Here is a 17,180-nt window from a genome sequence, read left to right as displayed (position 1 = left end):
ATACATTATTTCCTGGTACTGAAAGCAATCTTTATATATATGAATGGACTCCAATGAAAAAATTTACTCTTATTGAACTCTTAGTCGTTATTGCCATTATCGGCATTCTTGCAAGCCTTCTCCTCCCCAGCCTATCAAGTGCTAGGGGAAAAGCAAAATCAGCGACCTGTAAATCTAATTTGAAACAGATTGGCACAACAGTCTTTATGTATACGGATGATTATGAAGGGTACATGCCAGGAGGAGCTTATGAATGGAACAATGGACCATCTCAGAATATTTCATGGGATGATTTTTTGAGTGATTATGATGGCCGCAACCTAAGTAATGCCCAAAAATTACTGGCCACTCTGACCACAAATGATGTAGCAGAGAACTCGGGGGCCATCTATCGTTGCCCTAGTATGGCGCAAACTACAGGCTCAGGTATTAATAGATCTTATGCTATGAATTTTTTGGCAACTAACGCAGAAGGGACGGTGTGGCCTTTTCTCAGGGGGGTTTCCGGTGAAATGGCCAAAGGTGATGTGTCTTATCGAAAAAATTTTAATTCTCGCAGAATTGAAGGTGTCACGAAGCCATCCCAAGTCATTAGTTTTCTAGAATGTCACGATGAAGGTAATAAACTCGGCAATAAAAAATACGGCGGCGTTGCGCCTTTGTTTATTACTCTTGAGCGTCAGGAAGCCGGATGGCTTGGACACGAAAATTCATCGAATTATCTTTTTGTCGATGGCCATGTTGAATTCATGAAGTTTGCTGCGACACTTCCATCTTACGATGCCCCCACCCTTAACACCATGTGGGATTCCCAAAGAAGCGATTAAGTGTTACATATTGATTTTATGAGGGTTTAACATATAGACCTCGTAAGAAATTCATTGAAATTTTACTGGTCTTCCTACTCCACTTTTGATCAAAAATTTTAAACCGGAAAATCAACATGCTAAAAAAATGGCGTGCGGAGCTAAATTGCCCCGTTCCAACTCAACTCAACCCGAAGTTCTCCCCACTTAAAATCAAAAAAAACACTGCTAAACTAAAGAGTCAGATATGAAAAAAACTCTTTCCATCACACTCTCTTTACTCGCTCTCGCTTGCCAAGCCCTAGCGGCCGATAAACCCAACGTGATCTATATTTTGGCGGATGATCTTGGCTATGGTGACCTCGCTTGCTATGGTCAAGAAAAACTCAAAACTCCCCATATTGATAGTATTGCGACTGAGGGTATGCAGTTTAGCGACCACTACTCCGGTAATACTGTCTGCTCACCTTCCCGCGCGGTTCTCATGACCGGCCAACATCCCGGGCATGTGCATTGTCGTGGCAATGGAGGTGAAAATAATTTTGCTCTCAATCCCGAAATGATTACTCTTCCACGCTTATTCAAAAATGCGGGTTACGCAACGGGTGCCTACGGAAAATGGGGACTGGGTCATACAAATTTGAAGGGAAATACAAATCCTCTCAGCCATGGTTTTGATCATTTTTCTGGCTGGAAAAATCAAGGTGTCGCCCATACCTACTACCCGACGAGCATCGTAAGAGATGGCGTAGAAGTTCCTTTGAAAAAGGGTACTTATATTCACGATCTTATTATGCAGGATGCCTTAGATTTCATTAAAGAAAATGCCGAATCCAAAACACCCTTTTTTGCTACATCCCCACCGCCATCCCTCATGCAGCGATGCATGCACCACCGGCGATGCACGAAAAGTGGCGCAAAGTCTATCCACAATTTGACCACGTCATCGCAAAGTATGGCGCTCCTAAAGGCGAGCCCTGCCCGCCCGTACAAAATCCCGTCGCTGGTTTTGCGGGGATGATGGAAAACTTCGATAATCAAATTGGTGCGCTATTCGCTATGCTCGATGAATTGGGCATCGATAAAAATACGATCATCATGTTTTCTAGTGATAATGGTGCGCATCGTGAAGGTGGACATAAACCGGACTTCTGGAATTCCAATGGCCCCCTTCGCGGCATCAAGCGCGATCTCTATGAAGGGGGCATCCGCACCCCCTTTATGGTGCGTTGGCCTGAAAAAATCGCTAAGGGAAGCAAAAGTGCCCATATTAGTGCCTTTTGGGATATTCTGCCCACTATGGCAGAAATTACTGGACAAGCTATTCCCCAACAATCCGATGGAATTTCTCTTTTGCCCACGCTTCTCGCTAAAGGAAAACAGCAAGAGCACAAATACCTTTATCATGAATTTATCGAAGCGGGTATGCGCTCTCGCTCATTCACAAAACGCTCCCTACGTTGTGGCGATTGGAAAGCGGTTCAAGTCAAAGACAAAAAAACTGGCTCTTTTAAGCACATGGAACTCTACAATCTGAAAAATGACCTCGGCGAAAGCAAGAACCTCGCCAAGCAATACCCTGAATTACTTTCCAAATTAGAGGGATACATGAAAGAAGCACATATCCCACTCAATAACAAAAAATAAGTAAAGCCTTGCGTTTACGCGCGAAGGCAAACATTAGTATAAATTAAAGAGATCAAGATAAGTCCCAATCTAGGAGCCATTAAGTCAGCTTCCCTAAGACGAAATAATTATTATTACTTTTTTTTGAATCTCCTGTTAAATCGGGGAATTATGCGGGTTTATTATCTTTAAGTAGTCGTCATTCATTGATAAAACTAGACCTAAATTTACCCCGCAATGGGCATAGGTATAAAAAGGATCGTATATGAAAAAATTCACTCTTATTGAACTCTTAGTCGTCATTGCCATTATTGGCATCTTAGCTTCCTTGATGTTACCCGCCCTAGGTAAAGCCAGAGAAAAATCAAGAATGGCCGTTTGCAAAAGCAACATGAAACAGATCGGCACGATGATTTATATGTATGGAGATGACAACGACAATTATTTCCCCCTCACTGACTGGGCTAATCATATCTCTTGGGATGATAGTGTCTCCGCCTACGATGGTCGAAATATGTCTTATGCACAAAAAAGCGCCGCGGCTGTCCCGAATGCTTACAATTCAGCGATATATGCATGCCCTAGTGATGAGCTTCAAAGAAGTCATACTAGAACTTATACTCCCTCAGAGTATAGGTTAGATAAAAGTTGGGCCCCAGGTATTGCCCAAAATCTTGATTCACTGAATATGGGAGATATCAATTCGCCATCTAATACTTTAATGATGGCCGAAGTATCAGATGCAGTCAACCTCATGGGATCTAGAGGTCTAGCTGCAGTCCCTGCAGGTAGCTATGTTAATTACCTTATTCCTCATGATGGTTTATTTGGTGCTAATTACTTAATGGCCGATGGTAGTGTCAAAAAACTAACTTACTCGGCGACTCGAGTACGAAGTGATGGAACAATGCCTAGTGGAGGTGACGCTTTAGACAGCATGTGGGACACTGGAAAGTAAAAACGACTGAGTTCGAAAACTTGAGAGTGGATTTGCTCTCAATTCTTTACCTAAACGACTGTTCCTTTCACTGGGCTTGTTTGCCTCCTTGGGCTTTACGAATCCCAAGGCTTCTGCCGCCAACCCCTATTTCAGCTTGCGCTTTTTGAGAATCGTCTTGGGGCTTTTTCTGCGGCATAAGTGCATGGGGACTAGCTTCGCAAACACTCTTAAGTTAAACCTTGCTCAAGCCACCTTTGTAGCCCGCAAATTCATCGGTTTCTACTCCGAGTCTTTGTAATACATTGACAAACAAATGGGCCAAAGGCTCCTCAGTAACTTTTGACTCACCCCGGAAAGTTGCATCTGAAGTTTGTCCTGCACCTGCTTGGTTATCTTCATTGCCAGTACCAAATTTGAGGTAACGGCCATTTTTAAAACCGAGGTTTTTGCCACCAGCAGAAATAATTGGATAATTACGCGATAAGTGAAAACTACTCGAAGCTGAACCCTGCATCGCAAAGGTATTATCGAGCATATTGCCCTCGCCAGTTGCCTCGGGGGTATCCTTCAATTTCTGCACGAAGCGACCAAACTCTTCGGCTTGAAAACGATTATAGGTCCCAAGATTTTTCCAGCCACCGGGACTTTTCACCGAGTGAGTCAAATTATGTGAACCATTAAAACCCACTGCCTGAGCTAATAAATCATGAATACCTTCGCCATTTTCACGGCCCATTTGATAGGTTGCCACACGCGTCGAATCAGATAAAAAAGCGAGGTAAATCAATTCGTACATAGTTTGTAAATAAAGACGAGGATCTTTTGGCTCAACATCAAGATTTAAATGCCCCGCATCAACGCTTGGCACCGCGGTATCAATCCATTTCTGCGCTTTTGTCAATTTCACTTCTGTATCACGTACTGAATCAAGATACTGCTGTAAAGTTTGCTGATCATGCTTGGAAAGTTTCCCCTTCAGTGAACGTGTGCTCGCAATAAGGTAATCAAGGGAACTTTTACTGCGCGCCAATTTATCGCGCGCATCTTTTCCTTGAGTCACAAAGAGCGTATCAAAAATTTGCTTCGGCTTATTCATCGCTGGAATGGCTCGTCCCTGCTGATTAAAAGATTGCGTTTGCGCACCACGGGGTGCACCGGTGCCACCATTCGTCGACATCACCAAAGAGCTATGACGGGTTTTTTCGCCTATGAAATTGGCGTAAACTTGATCAATCGAAATTGAGTTTTTGTAGGGCCCAAAGCCACCCACGGGTGCAGCGGTCAAGTACTGATCCGCATTTGAGTGGCCATGCACGGTTCTGGCTGAAGGATGTGAAAGCCCCGAGTAAATACTAATTTCATTGCGCAGAGGCTCCAGCACATCAAGAACTTTAGTCAGGCGAAAATCCTTTTCTCCGCCCTCAGGAAACCAAGCCCAATCTTTCCAAGCTGGATCGGCCTTCAGTGGCAAGCCCACTCCATCAGGATGATAAATACTTACAAAGCGCTTGGGTGCTTCATTTAAAGGACTAGCTTTTGCCGCAAAAGTTTCGAACCAAGGCATGGCTAAAGCCATGCCTGTACCGTGAATAAACGTTCTGCGATTTAATGAATAATTTTTTGTGCTCATAAAGGTCTCCGATTCTAGTTTTTGTGGAAGAGTTCACTATTAATAATGAGGGCAATTAAATCTCTGAGTCCATCGCCCTGTTTCCTGAATTCTACTGCCATTTCATCAATATCAGCGCGATCACTGAAGGACATCGGCCTACCTAAGGCATAAGAAGTCATTTTATGAATCATCGCTCGGGTAAACTGATCCTGACGATCCACAAGTAAATAACGCTTCAAACCTTCAATCCCCGATAACTCTTGTTTATTAAAAAGTTCTGAAGTCGCATCCACGGGCTTATTTTTCACTGTGTTTCGAAAAGCTCCCATGGCATCATAATTCTCAAAGGCGATGCCCCAGGGATCAATTTTTGCATGACAAGAACGACAAGCCGCTTGATTGCGGTGATCCTCAATACGCTCTTTCAAAGTCATTTTTAAAATCTCAGGATCCGTCAGGTCCACTTCGGGTACATTGGGTGGTGCCGGTGGTGGTGGATCATGTAAAATATTCTCCAAGAGCCAAATACCACGTTTCAAGGGATGCGAATCTTTGCCATCAGAATTCATCGTCAAAAGCCCTGATGAACTCAGGATTCCACCGCGGTGGCTGCTATCCTTGACCTGAACTTTACGAAAGGCCTCACCATACACTTCTGTAATTCCATAATGCTTTGCCAAGCGTTCGTTAACCACGATAAAATCAGAATGAATAAAATCCATAATGCTCTTATTTTCTTTCAATACTTGATTGAAATAGGCCACGGGCTCAAGCAGCATATCTTTTCTGAAATCTTCATTAAAGGAACTGAACAATTTTTTATCTAAATTGATATGCTTGAGGGCTTCTAAGCCTAACCATTCTTCCACAAAAACTTTTGAAAAGCGCTGTGCACGTGGGTCATTTAACATGCGTTCAATTTGAGCTTCTAGTATTTTTGGCTGACTCAATTGACCACTTTTCGCCAAAGTGAGTAATTCCGCATCTGGAATACTTGACCACAGAAAATAAGAAAGACGCGAGGCCAAGGCTAAATCACTTAGGCTTGTTTCTTGTGCTGAGGCTAACTTGGAGTTTTCGCTAGTAATATATAAAAACTCAGGAGATGCGAGAACCGTAGCTAAGACTTCGAGCATAGCATCATCAAAATTATCAAATTGCGGACGGTACTGATTAAACAAGACAATGAGCGGATCGAGATCCTGATCTTGGATCGGACGTCGCCAGGCACGGCCCGTAAATTTCGCTAGAATTTCTCGTGCATATTTCGGCTCATTCTTTTTATTCTTACTCTCAATAAAAATACTCGCATGGGATTTCGGGGGCCACTGCTCATAAACGGGAGAACTAATTTCGATATAATCAATCTCTATTGGTGGTGCTCCATTACTGACATGCTTGAGTGTGAGGACTTCCGATGGCGTGGGCGTACCTCCCAACTCTGAGCTCTTGCGAAAGGGGTTACGTGGCATTTCACTCAAAGGGATATCAAACTGCACAAACTGCGGACTTTCTGCTGATGCCTCGATGAGTAAATTTTCTTCAGTCGCCAATTTCTCGAAACTCGCATTATTACTTGTTTGCCCGCCAAAAATGAGCTGTAGACTCGAGTATTTGTTTGCTATCAACTCTCTTTTTCCTGTACGAATACGCACTCGCATGTCGCCTTTATCTGCGAGAAAATTCCCGAGGTCAAGTTTCATTGAATGACCATTGGGGATCACGGCTCGTAATTGCGATACTTTTGGCGTCGGGCTTTGCACCTCATCTGGTCTTAAGGCCCAACGAGCTTTTGCATAATTATAACTAGAGGCCCAACCCTTGCCCGTTTCCAAATCAATGAGATGCACTCCGCGTTTATCACCAATATTCTTGTCATCTATACCAACAAGCTCTTGCTGCATTAAGTCTTTGGCTTCTTTTTCCTTGCCCTCTTTCTTGAGTTTTTCAATTTTTTGGCTACGCTTTTTTTTGAGTCTTCCCGATAAGTTTTTTGCCGATAAGTCCAGCATTCTTTGCATCGGAATTTGATAAGTAATCACTGCTGGCCGCTCGCCTTTCACTATCACTTTCTGCAAAGCTTTAAGTCCCAATTCACGATAGGCCTGAAATTGCATGGCACTCATTGTTAAATGTTCAGAACTATTCGTAAAGCCATCTTCCGAAATCGTCTCCGTGGGTAAATCCTCGGCAAAGCTAAAGGCTTCTCCAAGCAGATCTTGCAAAGCATAATTATATTCATTTTTTGTCATCCGACGAAAGGAACTATGGGGCTGTTCATGGCGTTGAACTTGTGAGGCCTTATTCATTTCTTCCCCGAGCCATTCAACCACGCGGCTACGCTCTTTATCCGCTAAGTGATAATCGGGCTCATCCTCAGGTGGCATTTCTTCATTCGTCAAAACATCAAAGACTTCCAACCAATCATTGATATCTTTACCCTTTAATAAATTGGCGTCTAAAGTATCAACGCGAAAACGACCCTTTGCTTTTTTGGGACCGTGACAATCTATGCAATTGGCTTTTAGGATCGGCCCTATTTCCTTTTCGAAATCTGCTAGGTTCGCTTTGGGCTCGCCTACTTCAGCGGATTTCTTTTCAGTTTTTGTATGCAGCAAATTAGATTTTGCGCGCCCAAATTTTCTTGCTTCTGTTAAATTCAAGGACGCATCTGCTTTTGCGGCAAAGCTTTCACGAGTCCATAGACAAGTCAAAAGCAATGCCGTTGCCAAATTAAATAGTTTATTCATATATCTCAGTTCTCATCTAAAATTATTATTTAGTTTAGCCCCTAGGATTTATTTATATATAAGTATAAAGGCTCATAATATAATAAAATCGGCAGCTGCATCCCTCATGCACTTCATTCACAGTCTTAAACAATTTGTTTCTGGATTTGCTACAAAAAACTTAAAGTTTCACGATTAACCATCTTACGCCGCAAGGTGAGTACGAAGTACTCAATTCGCCGGGTTAAGGGCCGGCAGGTCCTTGCGGGGAGCTCGAGGGGCAGAGCTCCCTCGTGTGCGAAGCACCAGATAATAAATCTACGGCGTCATCTACCTAATCGTTTAAAGTTTCATCGAAAATCTCGGTGTCAAAGAACAGCTTGAGGACAATTCCCCATTAGAACTTATTCAATTTCATAATGAATTCAAACCTGAACATGAGTCTCGGAGAATAATCAAATACAGCGCCACACTTTTGTTCTCCTTGGCAAGCTTAGGTTTTTTCACAGCTGATGAAATCAATTTCAATCGCGATATCCGCCCTATTCTTTCGGATAAATGTTATTTCTGTCATGGTCACGATGCACAGGATATCAAAGGCAAGCTTCAAGTTCACAGTTTTGACCACCACCCTCGCTGCTTCACCACTTGGATTGCCGGTGCAGGGGTAAAAAAGGTATGGTCTATGGCCAAACAGATGAATTTAGTTATAACATTGTCAATAATCCCCTTCACGTCCGTGACCTCAACGCCACCATCCTCCACCTCATGGGCCTCGACCATCATACGCTCTCCTTTCCATCCAGTGGCCTCGACATGCGTCTCACCGTAGTCAAACCCACAAAAGTCATCAAGGATATTTTGGCTTAAGTATTTTTGAACTAAACACTAGAGATTTCAGGCCTTTGGAACACACTTCCAAAACGCTGTAAATACTTTATTCATAGTATTTAAAAAAAATAAATAGATTTTTTTTTCGAATCTTGTAACACTACGGCCTCACACTCTGTTAATAATTATTAACAGGGGCTTATAATTATACAGGGAACATGAATATGAAAAAATTTTCACTGATAGAACTTTTAGTTGTTGTCGCCATTATTGGGATCCTCTCATCTCTTCTACTTCCCACACTAGGAAAAGCTCGTGAAAAAGCAAAATCAGCTTCATGTAAAAGTACCATGAAGCAGTTAGGTATTGCCATCATCATGTATACAGGTGACAATGATAACTACATGCCTTTTTCAAATTATGGCTGGAATGGCCGTACTACTTGGGATGATCATTTAGCGGGCTATGATGGTCGCGACTCTTTATCAGCAGCTGAGTTGCAACTGCCAAGTTTCTCAAAAACGGCATATGGCGACAATTATGGCGCTGCTTATACCTGTGCTTCAGACCCTGGAATTAGATACTATGGCCCGGGGGAAACAAACACCTCAACACGTAGCTATTCGATGACAAACATGACCACAGGAGGGGGTATCGGTGAAACTCTTGGCTATCGAAAACACCTAGGCATGACAGGAATAACGAATACTGGTATTCCTCATTCACGAAAGTTAAGTGCCGTTGATAAAGCGCCTGGGACAATCTCTCTCGTGGAAAATCAATCCACGAGCAATCTCTTGGGCAATGGCTGGCAACCGACAATGACTGCTGAAAGTTATGAAGGCCGCTTTTCTACTGGACAGATCCCTCATAGTCAACAAAAATCAAATTATCTTATGGCTGATGGTCATGTTGAGGTATTCTCTTTTTATAAGACTTTGACGACAACGAGTGGCACCAGTGTTCTCTCCACTATTACCAGTGACGTATCAGATAGCTTCTGGGATGCCTCACGCTAGGACTATTACTTTGGCAATATATAGAGTAAAAAGTATTAGCTAATAATGCTGAAAGCATGAATTAATAAAGCCCAATAGCGTAAGCCTTGGGAAATATGATTGTCAATATATTATGAATACTATAAGCATGGATTAGTGCTTTGATCCCTTGCTTCAGAACTCAGTTATTCAAGTATTTCTCATCCCTAGCTCACACGAGGCTGTTTGACAAACAGTTTTAAAGGTACAAAGACCAGTATAAATCAGCGTGTGGCGTGAGCCGCACGAAAAGTGATTTGATGAAAATCAGGGCTCGCGGATGTGAGTCCGGCATAGAGTATCGGACCCAAGATTGGGCCCTAGATTAATTCCGAACCCATTTTCATGCCCCTGACGGAGCATGCTACTTTCTAGCGGACTCACACGTGAGCCCTGTCAATTTAGATCTTCAGAGTCATGCAGTTTTCATGTATGCTAAAAGTTGTAGGCCCTAATTCGTTTATTATTTATTTTTCACACAGCCTCTCACGAGCTAGGCTTGATTAAGCCATTGCTTCAGAATTCAAGAGCAAATCTAATTCATTACCAAAGTAATAGCTCCAAATAAAGCCCTCTATTGATGCGGCCCCCTAGTCATGTGCCTCGCGGAAGTCAAGGCTGCCAAAATACTCAAAGCCATTTAGATTTAGATTCCCTGGGCACGCTGAGCACTAGCTCGGCCCTACCCCAAACGGAAAGGTTATAAAATACTTATTTATAATGATTTACAATAAATAGATGTTTTTTTTCTGAATAGTGTAGCGATGCTAAAAAACCTGTTGTTATTTATTATATAACTTAAATAATCCTCGAGGAAAAACACACATGAAAAAATTCTCTCTTATCGAACTCCTTGTCGTTGTCGCCATTATTGGGATCCTCTCATCTCTTCTACTTCCCACACTAGGAAAAGCTCGTGAAAAAGCAAAAACGGCTGTATGTAAGAGTAATATGAAACAAATTTCTATTGCAATATTCATGTATAATGATGATAACGATGGCTACTACCCGATCAGCCAAGATGGCGGTTGGTCATGGTCCGATAATATATCACCTTACGATGGTCGCAATCTTACTGAAGATCAAAAAGACCAAAATGGTTTAACAGGTGACAATTCGGGTATTTATAAATGTCCTTCTGATGAAGTACAAAGAACTGATACTACTAAACAAGCGAGGACTTATGCACTCAATTTAGGTCGCATTGTTTGGGGATCTACAAATTGGCGGGGCTATTGTCGTGGTATTACCAGTTGGGGCATAGGAGAAATGCCTTCTAAAGGTTCATCTAAATCTTCTGAAATTAATAATGCTTCAGAAGTTATTGCCATGGCTGAATCTCCCGAAGTCGGTGACTATGTAGGAAATAGCTGGGGTCCTGAAAGTTTAACATGGCAAGGGCAACAGTATACTGTGCAAATCCCCCATAAAGGCTTAAACGGGTCTAACTATTTAATGGTCGATGGAAGCGTACAACACTTGAGTTTTTATGCCACCACAACAACTCCGAGTAGCGGCTTTGCCCTGCATCAGATTGCCAATACCATGTGGGATGCCCACAAAGGCGAATAAACTCTTTGTTCATCAGCAGCCATGCTTACGGGCCTTGACCATCATACACTCTGCTGGACCTCGACATGCGCCTCACGGATGTAGGCCCAGCCAAAGTCATTAAGGGTATTCTCGCCTAAGTATTTTTTGAAGAACAGCCTACAGTCCTGATCAGATTCCACAAAATATTGACGAATTTATTATAAATAATTGATGTTAATTAACTTATAATAAAAAAATAGCGTAAAAAAATATTAGCTAATAATGCTGAAAGCATGAATTAATAAAGCCCAATGGCTTAAGCCTTGGGAAACATGATTGTCAATATATTATGAATGCTGTAAGCATGGATTAGTGCTTTGATCCCTTGCTTCAGAACTCAGCTATGCAAGTATTTTTCACCCCTAGCTCTCACGAGGCTGTGTGAAAAACAGTTTTTAAAGGTACAAAGTACCGGTATAAATCAGCGTGTGGCGTGAGCCGCACGAAAAATGATTTGATAAAAATCAGGGCTCGCGGATGTGAGTCCGGCATAGAGTGTCGGACCCAAGATTGGGCCCTAGATTAATTCCGAACCCATTTTCATGCCCCTGACGGAGCATGCTACTTTCTAGCGGACTCACACGTGAGCCCTGTCAATTTAGATCTTCAGAGTCATGCAGTTTTCATGTATGCTAAAAGTTGTAGGCCCTAATTCGTTTATTATTTATTTTTCACACAGCCTCTCATGAGCTAGGCTTGATTAAGCCATTGCTTCAGAATTCAAGAGTAAATCTAATTCATTGCCAAAGTAATAGCTCCAAATAAAGCCCTCTATTGGTGCGGCCCGTACGAGAGAGAGAAAGAGAGAGAGATGCTGCCCCCCTCGAGCTCTCCCAGCAAGATATGGCCGTATGGGCAAATGCTTTTTATCCGCCTGTCTGGCAAGACCCTTGATCAGGCGATTAGGGGCTTTGCCCTGCTTTATGGGTAATCGTGTAAATAAAAACACCTTTTCCCTACACTTATATGCCTTGCCAGCAATCACAAATAACGCACACCGCCTATGTGACACATGGATAAATTGCGTATATTTAAAAGCATAAGATGTTAATAACAAGCATATTACAACTTTTATTTATTTTAGTGCACCAAGTTTTCTTAGTATTCTCCCAAGTCAGTTATTTTAAATAAGGAGAACCACCATGAAACAAAAAAGATTTTCACTCATCGAACTCTTAGTCGTGATTGCCATCATCGGAATTTTAGCTTCTATCATTCTTCCCACATTAGGGAAAGCACGCGAAAAAAGTAAAAAAGCTCTATGTAAGAGTAATTTGAAACAGCTAGGTCTTAGCATGATGATGTATGCAGATGACAATAATTATAAGGCCCCTTTTACAAGTCGCGCATGGGGTGGCCGACAAACTTATGACGATTTCTTATCTGGCTACGACGGGCGTGAAACTCTAAGCACAGCACAAGTAGCCGCTGCATTACTCAGCAGCAATAGCTTTGGGGAGGGCTCAACAAATATTTATCGTTGTGCCTCCGATGATTCAGCTTGGGCATACGGCAATAATACGACTGCACTCGGGAGAAGTTACTCAATAACAGAAATGAGAACCAATGATAATAACAAAAGATTTTTAGGTATGTCTCACGGCACTGTAACCCGAGGATTTAATGAACTCAATAAAGCCAGCCAGACTCTATTATTGGTAGAATTTCACAACTCAAGAAATTTATTAGGTAACGGTTGGAACGATAATAAACGAGCTCAATTGTATAATTCCAATGATCAACAAGGCAATACTCCGCATAATAGTGAAGGCAATTTTCTATTGACTGATGGTCATGTAGAGTCATTAAGCACAAATCAGACATTGATAAGGTCCAACGGTTCAATGGCGAGTACAAATAATATCTCAAATACCATGTGGGATGCTAGCGCTACGAGAGATTAACATGTATAAAAATATGAATTCCAATTATTTACAAAAATATAATACTGGTGTTTTTTTCTAACGAGTGTAGCGCCACCACATAACACACGGTTACTTATTATTGTAGTGTCATATAATTGTAACGGGAATATGAATATGAAAAAATTTTCTCTGATCGAACTTTTAGTCGTTATTGCCATTATCGGTATTCTTGCATCCTTTATTCTACCCTCGCTAGGTAAATCAAGGGAAAAAGCACAAGTAACTATATGTAAGAATAATCAAAAACAAATTGGTTTAGCCATCTACATGTATATGGATAGCAATAATGGAAAATTCCCGCTTCCTGGACAAATTACTGATATTAGTTGGGATGGTGCCTTAGGCGCCTATGATGGTCGAAACTTGTCCAGTGATGAAATGAAAAGTGGCAATCAGTGGACAGGTTTTGCTGCCGCCAGTGGACTTAACTCGAATATATACACTTGTCCTTTGGACACACGAACCACTGTCCCAGATGGCTACTTAAGGTCTTATGGACCAACGGATGGTAGTGGCTCTGGCACACATAATTCATTACAAGGTGTGGCTGGGTTTTCTGCTGATCCAGGCCCTGATGGCGAAGCTAGTTGGTATTATGGTTTCACTAGAAATATATCAGAGATAAATAATTTAAGCACTGCTGGCTTTATTGCTGAAACATATAACCCTGGGATTAATCCTCATCTAAGATTTGCACAAGGCGGCTCATATCACAACAGCCGAGTGAATGCTGCGTGGTTTCAAAATAACGAAGCCATCCATAAAGATTTGAAATTCAATTTCCTTTTGGGCGATGGCCACGTCGAGCCATTAACCTTTGTTCAATCAATGATTACGACTGATGGCTCTGTAGCCGCAACGAACGATGTTCGCGGTACTATATGGGATGTCACAAAATAAATCCTCTTTCAGAAACACGCTGATTTTACGTCATGTTTAAAAAAATCACCAATTAATGTGTCAAGTTATCTGTTGATGACAATTCCCTTATAATAAGACAATAAACATAAGGTATTGATTATGGACAGAAGACAATTTATTCGAATCATCGGTGGCACTTCAATTGTAAGTACCATCGCTCCTGCTTATGGCGCAAGTCAATCAAAATTTTCTAGCGATGGCATTCTCGTCGAAGCCTGCCAATTTCAAAAAACAGCTGGATGGGTTTTAGATACTCAGTTCTATCAACAGATGGGTGGTATACAACTTCTCGCTCATGGTATGGGCAAGCCAGTAGCTGACGCTTTGACAACAGTCAATATACCCAATGCAGGAAAATATCACCTTCACATCCGTACTCGTGATTGGTGCCCAGGTCAATGGGATGCTCCTGGACAATTTAAGGTCTCTGTCAACAATCAAAAGCTGTCCCCTACTTTTGGTACAGAAGCTGGCTGGGCGTGGCAGAAGGGTGGTTCAATAGAACTCAAAAAGGGGGCCAACAAAGTTCAGCTTCATGACCTCACAGGTTTTGAGGGCCGTATTGATGCCATCTACTTTTCGAAAGAAGCAAAACCTCAACTCCCAAATGATGCTGCAGAAGTTATTAACTGGAAAGACGAAGCCTCAGGCCGCAACAAACTCAAAGTCGAAGAAAAAGATTTTGACCTTGTCGTTGTAGGCGGTGGTATGTCGGGCTGTGGCGCTGCAATTGCCGCCAAGAAAGCTGGCCTCAAAGTAGCACTCATTCAAGACCGTCCCCTCTTTGGTGGCAATGCCAGTTCAGAAGTCCGTGTGCATACACTTGGCATCAAAGGAAAAAGCAAATCAATCATTGACCTCATCGACACAAAACACTGGCCTAATGGTGATGCCAAAGCTATTAAAGATCAGGCCAAACGTGAAAAAATATGGCCGAAAGTGGCGTTGAACTCTTCCCCAATCAAATCGCTATAGGTTTAAGTAAAACTGGCGACGCCATCAATTCTGTGGACGTACGCCACACTAAGACTGGTATCATCACCCGCTTTAATGCCCCCGTTTTTGTGGATGCTACGGGCGATGGCTGGCTCGGTTTTTGGGCCGGCGCAGAATTCCGCTATGGCCGTGAAGCCGCAAGTGAATTTAATGAAAGTTGGGAGAAACATGGAGACTTATGGAGCCCCAAAGTAGCTGACAACAAAGTTATGGGAACAAGCGTGCTTTGGAATTCACATAAAGGTAAAAATCCCTCCCGTTTCCCCTCTATACCTTGGGCGAAAGCTGTAGCTAAAAATTCTGATAAAATTCAAGGTGAGTGGTTCTGGGAATACTCAAATAATAATCTCAATCAAATTGATGACGCTGAACAAATCCGTGACCACATGTTTCGTGCCATTTACGGCAACTTCGCCAATGCTAAAAAACAGCCCAAGCACGCCTTACAAGAGCTCAAATTTGTGGCTCACATTGGAGGTCGGCGGGAATCTCGACGCCTCATGGGTGATCATATCTACAAGATGAGTGACGCCACAAGCGGCACTTATTTCGATGACACTGTGGTAGAGGAAAAACGAGAATTGGACACTCACTACCAGAAGAAGGAAAAAGGTCACTCTGCAGACTATCTCTCCACTGCACTCTTTCACCATGTAGACATGTACTATATCCCTTTCCGAAGCTTTTATTCCAAGGACATCTCTAATCTAATGATGGCAGGCCGTTGCTTCAGCTGCACTCATGTTGGCCTAACGGGTCCACGTGTTATGAATACTTGTGCGCAAATGGGTATTGCCACGGGTTATGCTGCTGCTCTCTGTAAAAAGCATAATTCTACTCCTCGCGAAGTTGGCAAAAGTCATATCAAAGAACTACGTTCACTAATCGGTTATAGCTAAGCTGGGAACGCCAAGCACCTGCTTGGCATACAAAAGGACATACAATCAAACTTCTTCCCCACATCAATCTGCCCGTTGAGGGAGGCATTCCTCACGGGGTTCGGGGCTGGCCCCGAGGTATCAACTAAAAATTATGCGCCATTTTGTTAATATTGCTTTACTGCTCTGCTTTGCGACCCTCGCAACTAGTGGCATCATGTCCTATGTCCTGCCCTTTGATATTGATACCGCACGCGTGCATATTATTTTTGGTTTAGCCACGCTCATACTCATTGGTCTGCACTTGATTGGCAAGGGCAAATATTTCAAAGCTGTCTTGTCTTCCAAATCAAAGATTTCGCTTCCCAAGAAAAACCTCGTCTTGATTGTTGTCATTTGGTTGGCACTGCTCATTGCTTCACTCATGAATGCGAGCCCCGCAAAACAAATTATCTCTCAGAGCTATGAATCTCGACGTGCACATGAAATTGTACGCACAAATCCACTGATGCAGTCACTCAATGAAAAAAATATTCACAATAGCACTCGCCTCAAAGAAAATACCGAGGATAAAGCTCTGGCGATCCATTTGAATTTCAATTCAGAACTAGAGTCCGCTCCCGCAATGGCCATTTGGGCCGAGTCCAAAGCGGGAACTATTATCGAAAATATCTATCTCAGCCCCGAGCTCGCTTATTCCGAAGAAGTTAGCTGGAATGGAAAAAAGACTCAACGTCACAAACTTCTTCCCATCTGGCGCCAGCGCTACACCCTACTCACAGGGATTGATCCCGATGGCGAACTCGACCTCATGAGTGGCGCCACTTCGAGCCACACTTTTTCTTTGGAAAAATATCTCAAGTCTGATGGTGATGAATACGTCGTCTTTGTCGAACTCAAAGAAGAAGGCTTTGATTCTGTCATTTATTCAACTTACGTCGATCATAGCGAGAAAAAGCAATTCCGTCTGCTGGAACTCACGGGTAGTAGTCTCCAAACTGAAGGCGCCCCCAAAGGCAGTCTCAACTACGATACTGAAAGTATTAAAAATGCCCCCCTTGATCTCGGCTTAGTTGAAAGCCAACAATAAGCTAAATAATAGAACTATTAATCCGGCAATAATTTAGAGTGAAAAAGTATTAGCTAATAATGCTGAAAGCATGAATTTAATAAAGCCCAATGGCGTAAGCCTTGGGAAATATGATTGTCAATATATTAAACGATTACCCATAAAGCGGGGCACCGCCCCTAATCGCCTGGTTAAGGATTGGCAAATCCTTACAGGG

The 17,180-nt window shown here is 42.5% G+C and carries 11 protein-coding genes and 2 pseudogenes; 11 read left to right on the top strand and 2 right to left on the bottom strand.

All coding sequences use genetic code 11. The annotated features are described in order from the left end of the window. Positions 1 to 53 precede the first annotated feature (53 nt). From PQO03_RS13615 to PQO03_RS13600, 3 genes and pseudogenes are all read left to right on the top strand, one after another. Positions 54 to 827, top strand: coding sequence for a prepilin-type N-terminal cleavage/methylation domain-containing protein (locus PQO03_RS13615; protein ID WP_274153741.1), 774 nt, complete (start codon positions 54 to 56; stop codon positions 825 to 827). A 226-nt stretch (positions 828 to 1,053) separates the two neighbouring features. After that, positions 1,054 to 2,453: pseudogene (locus PQO03_RS22010) on the top strand (arylsulfatase). Between the two features lie 244 nt (positions 2,454 to 2,697). Then, a complete protein-coding gene (locus tag PQO03_RS13600) occupies positions 2,698 to 3,390 on the top strand; it encodes a prepilin-type N-terminal cleavage/methylation domain-containing protein (protein WP_274153739.1) in 693 nt (230 codons plus the stop codon). A 214-nt stretch (positions 3,391 to 3,604) separates the two neighbouring features. Here the strand turns inward: PQO03_RS13600 and PQO03_RS13595 are convergent, their stop codons facing one another. Then, positions 3,605 to 5,002 carry a DUF1552 domain-containing protein gene (locus tag PQO03_RS13595; protein WP_274153738.1) on the bottom strand — a complete coding sequence of 466 codons (1,398 nt, stop codon included), beginning with the start codon at positions 5,000 to 5,002 and terminating at the stop codon, positions 3,605 to 3,607. Between the two features lie 14 nt (positions 5,003 to 5,016). Beyond that, positions 5,017 to 7,734: a DUF1592 domain-containing protein gene (locus PQO03_RS13590; RefSeq protein WP_274153737.1), complete on the bottom strand. Its 2,718-nt coding sequence runs from the start codon at positions 7,732 to 7,734 to the stop codon at positions 5,017 to 5,019. Positions 7,735 to 8,308: 574 nt separating this feature from the next. On the opposite strand from PQO03_RS13590, the pseudogene PQO03_RS13585 reads away from it, so the two are divergent. The 8 genes and pseudogenes from PQO03_RS13585 to PQO03_RS13550 form a co-directional block, all read left to right on the top strand. Beyond that, positions 8,309 to 8,583: pseudogene (locus PQO03_RS13585) on the top strand (DUF1501 domain-containing protein); the annotation flags it as partial. 185 nt (positions 8,584 to 8,768) lie between these two features. Next, positions 8,769 to 9,563, top strand: coding sequence for a DUF1559 family PulG-like putative transporter (locus PQO03_RS13580; RefSeq protein ID WP_274153735.1), 795 nt, complete (start codon positions 8,769 to 8,771; stop codon positions 9,561 to 9,563). Positions 9,564 to 10,406: 843 nt separating this feature from the next. Then, positions 10,407 to 11,153, top strand: coding sequence for a DUF1559 family PulG-like putative transporter (locus PQO03_RS13575; protein WP_274153734.1), 747 nt, complete (start codon positions 10,407 to 10,409; stop codon positions 11,151 to 11,153). 1,163 nt (positions 11,154 to 12,316) lie between these two features. Further along, positions 12,317 to 13,078, top strand: a complete 762-nt coding sequence (locus PQO03_RS13570; protein ID WP_274153733.1) for a prepilin-type N-terminal cleavage/methylation domain-containing protein — start codon at positions 12,317 to 12,319, stop codon at positions 13,076 to 13,078. 135 nt (positions 13,079 to 13,213) lie between these two features. Beyond that, positions 13,214 to 13,999, top strand: a complete 786-nt coding sequence (locus PQO03_RS13565; protein ID WP_274153732.1) for a type II secretion system protein — start codon at positions 13,214 to 13,216, stop codon at positions 13,997 to 13,999. Positions 14,000 to 14,119: 120 nt separating this feature from the next. Continuing rightward, positions 14,120 to 14,995, top strand: coding sequence for an FAD-dependent oxidoreductase (locus PQO03_RS13560; RefSeq protein WP_274153731.1), 876 nt, complete (start codon positions 14,120 to 14,122; stop codon positions 14,993 to 14,995). Beyond that, the gene (locus PQO03_RS13555) at positions 14,950 to 15,915 is read left to right on the top strand and encodes an FAD-dependent oxidoreductase (protein WP_274153730.1); all 966 of its coding nucleotides are present in this window, start codon (positions 14,950 to 14,952) and stop codon (positions 15,913 to 15,915) included. Before PQO03_RS13560 ends, PQO03_RS13555 begins: the two co-directional genes overlap by 46 nt. 133 nt (positions 15,916 to 16,048) lie before the next feature. After that, entirely contained in the window at positions 16,049 to 16,984 is a 936-nt protein-coding gene (locus tag PQO03_RS13550) for a DUF4405 domain-containing protein (RefSeq protein WP_274153729.1), read from the top strand. Positions 16,985 to 17,180: the final 196 nt, after the last annotated feature.

The sequence above is a fragment of the Lentisphaera profundi genome (assembly GCF_028728065.1).
Lineage (GTDB): Bacteria > Verrucomicrobiota > Lentisphaeria > Lentisphaerales > Lentisphaeraceae > Lentisphaera > Lentisphaera profundi.
Note: the sequence above shows the minus strand (reverse complement) of the source record. Positions and strands in the feature narration are given on the sequence as shown.

Coding starts and splice junctions, on each gene's coding strand:
- PQO03_RS13570 (WP_274153733.1), top strand. CDS start 12,317: ATGAAACAAAAAAGATTTTCACTCATCGAACTCTTAGTCGTGATTGCC.
- PQO03_RS13555 (WP_274153730.1), top strand. CDS start 14,950: ATGGCCGAAAGTGGCGTTGAACTCTTCCCCAATCAAATCGCTATAGGT.
- PQO03_RS13580 (WP_274153735.1), top strand. CDS start 8,769: ATGAAAAAATTTTCACTGATAGAACTTTTAGTTGTTGTCGCCATTATT.
- PQO03_RS13600 (WP_274153739.1), top strand. CDS start 2,698: ATGAAAAAATTCACTCTTATTGAACTCTTAGTCGTCATTGCCATTATT.
- PQO03_RS13575 (WP_274153734.1), top strand. CDS start 10,407: ATGAAAAAATTCTCTCTTATCGAACTCCTTGTCGTTGTCGCCATTATT.
- PQO03_RS13590 (WP_274153737.1), bottom strand. CDS start 7,734: ATGAATAAACTATTTAATTTGGCAACGGCATTGCTTTTGACTTGTCTA.
- PQO03_RS13565 (WP_274153732.1), top strand. CDS start 13,214: ATGAAAAAATTTTCTCTGATCGAACTTTTAGTCGTTATTGCCATTATC.
- PQO03_RS13550 (WP_274153729.1), top strand. CDS start 16,049: ATGCGCCATTTTGTTAATATTGCTTTACTGCTCTGCTTTGCGACCCTC.
- PQO03_RS13615 (WP_274153741.1), top strand. CDS start 54: ATGAAAAAATTTACTCTTATTGAACTCTTAGTCGTTATTGCCATTATC.
- PQO03_RS13560 (WP_274153731.1), top strand. CDS start 14,120: ATGGACAGAAGACAATTTATTCGAATCATCGGTGGCACTTCAATTGTA.
- PQO03_RS13595 (WP_274153738.1), bottom strand. CDS start 5,002: ATGAGCACAAAAAATTATTCATTAAATCGCAGAACGTTTATTCACGGT.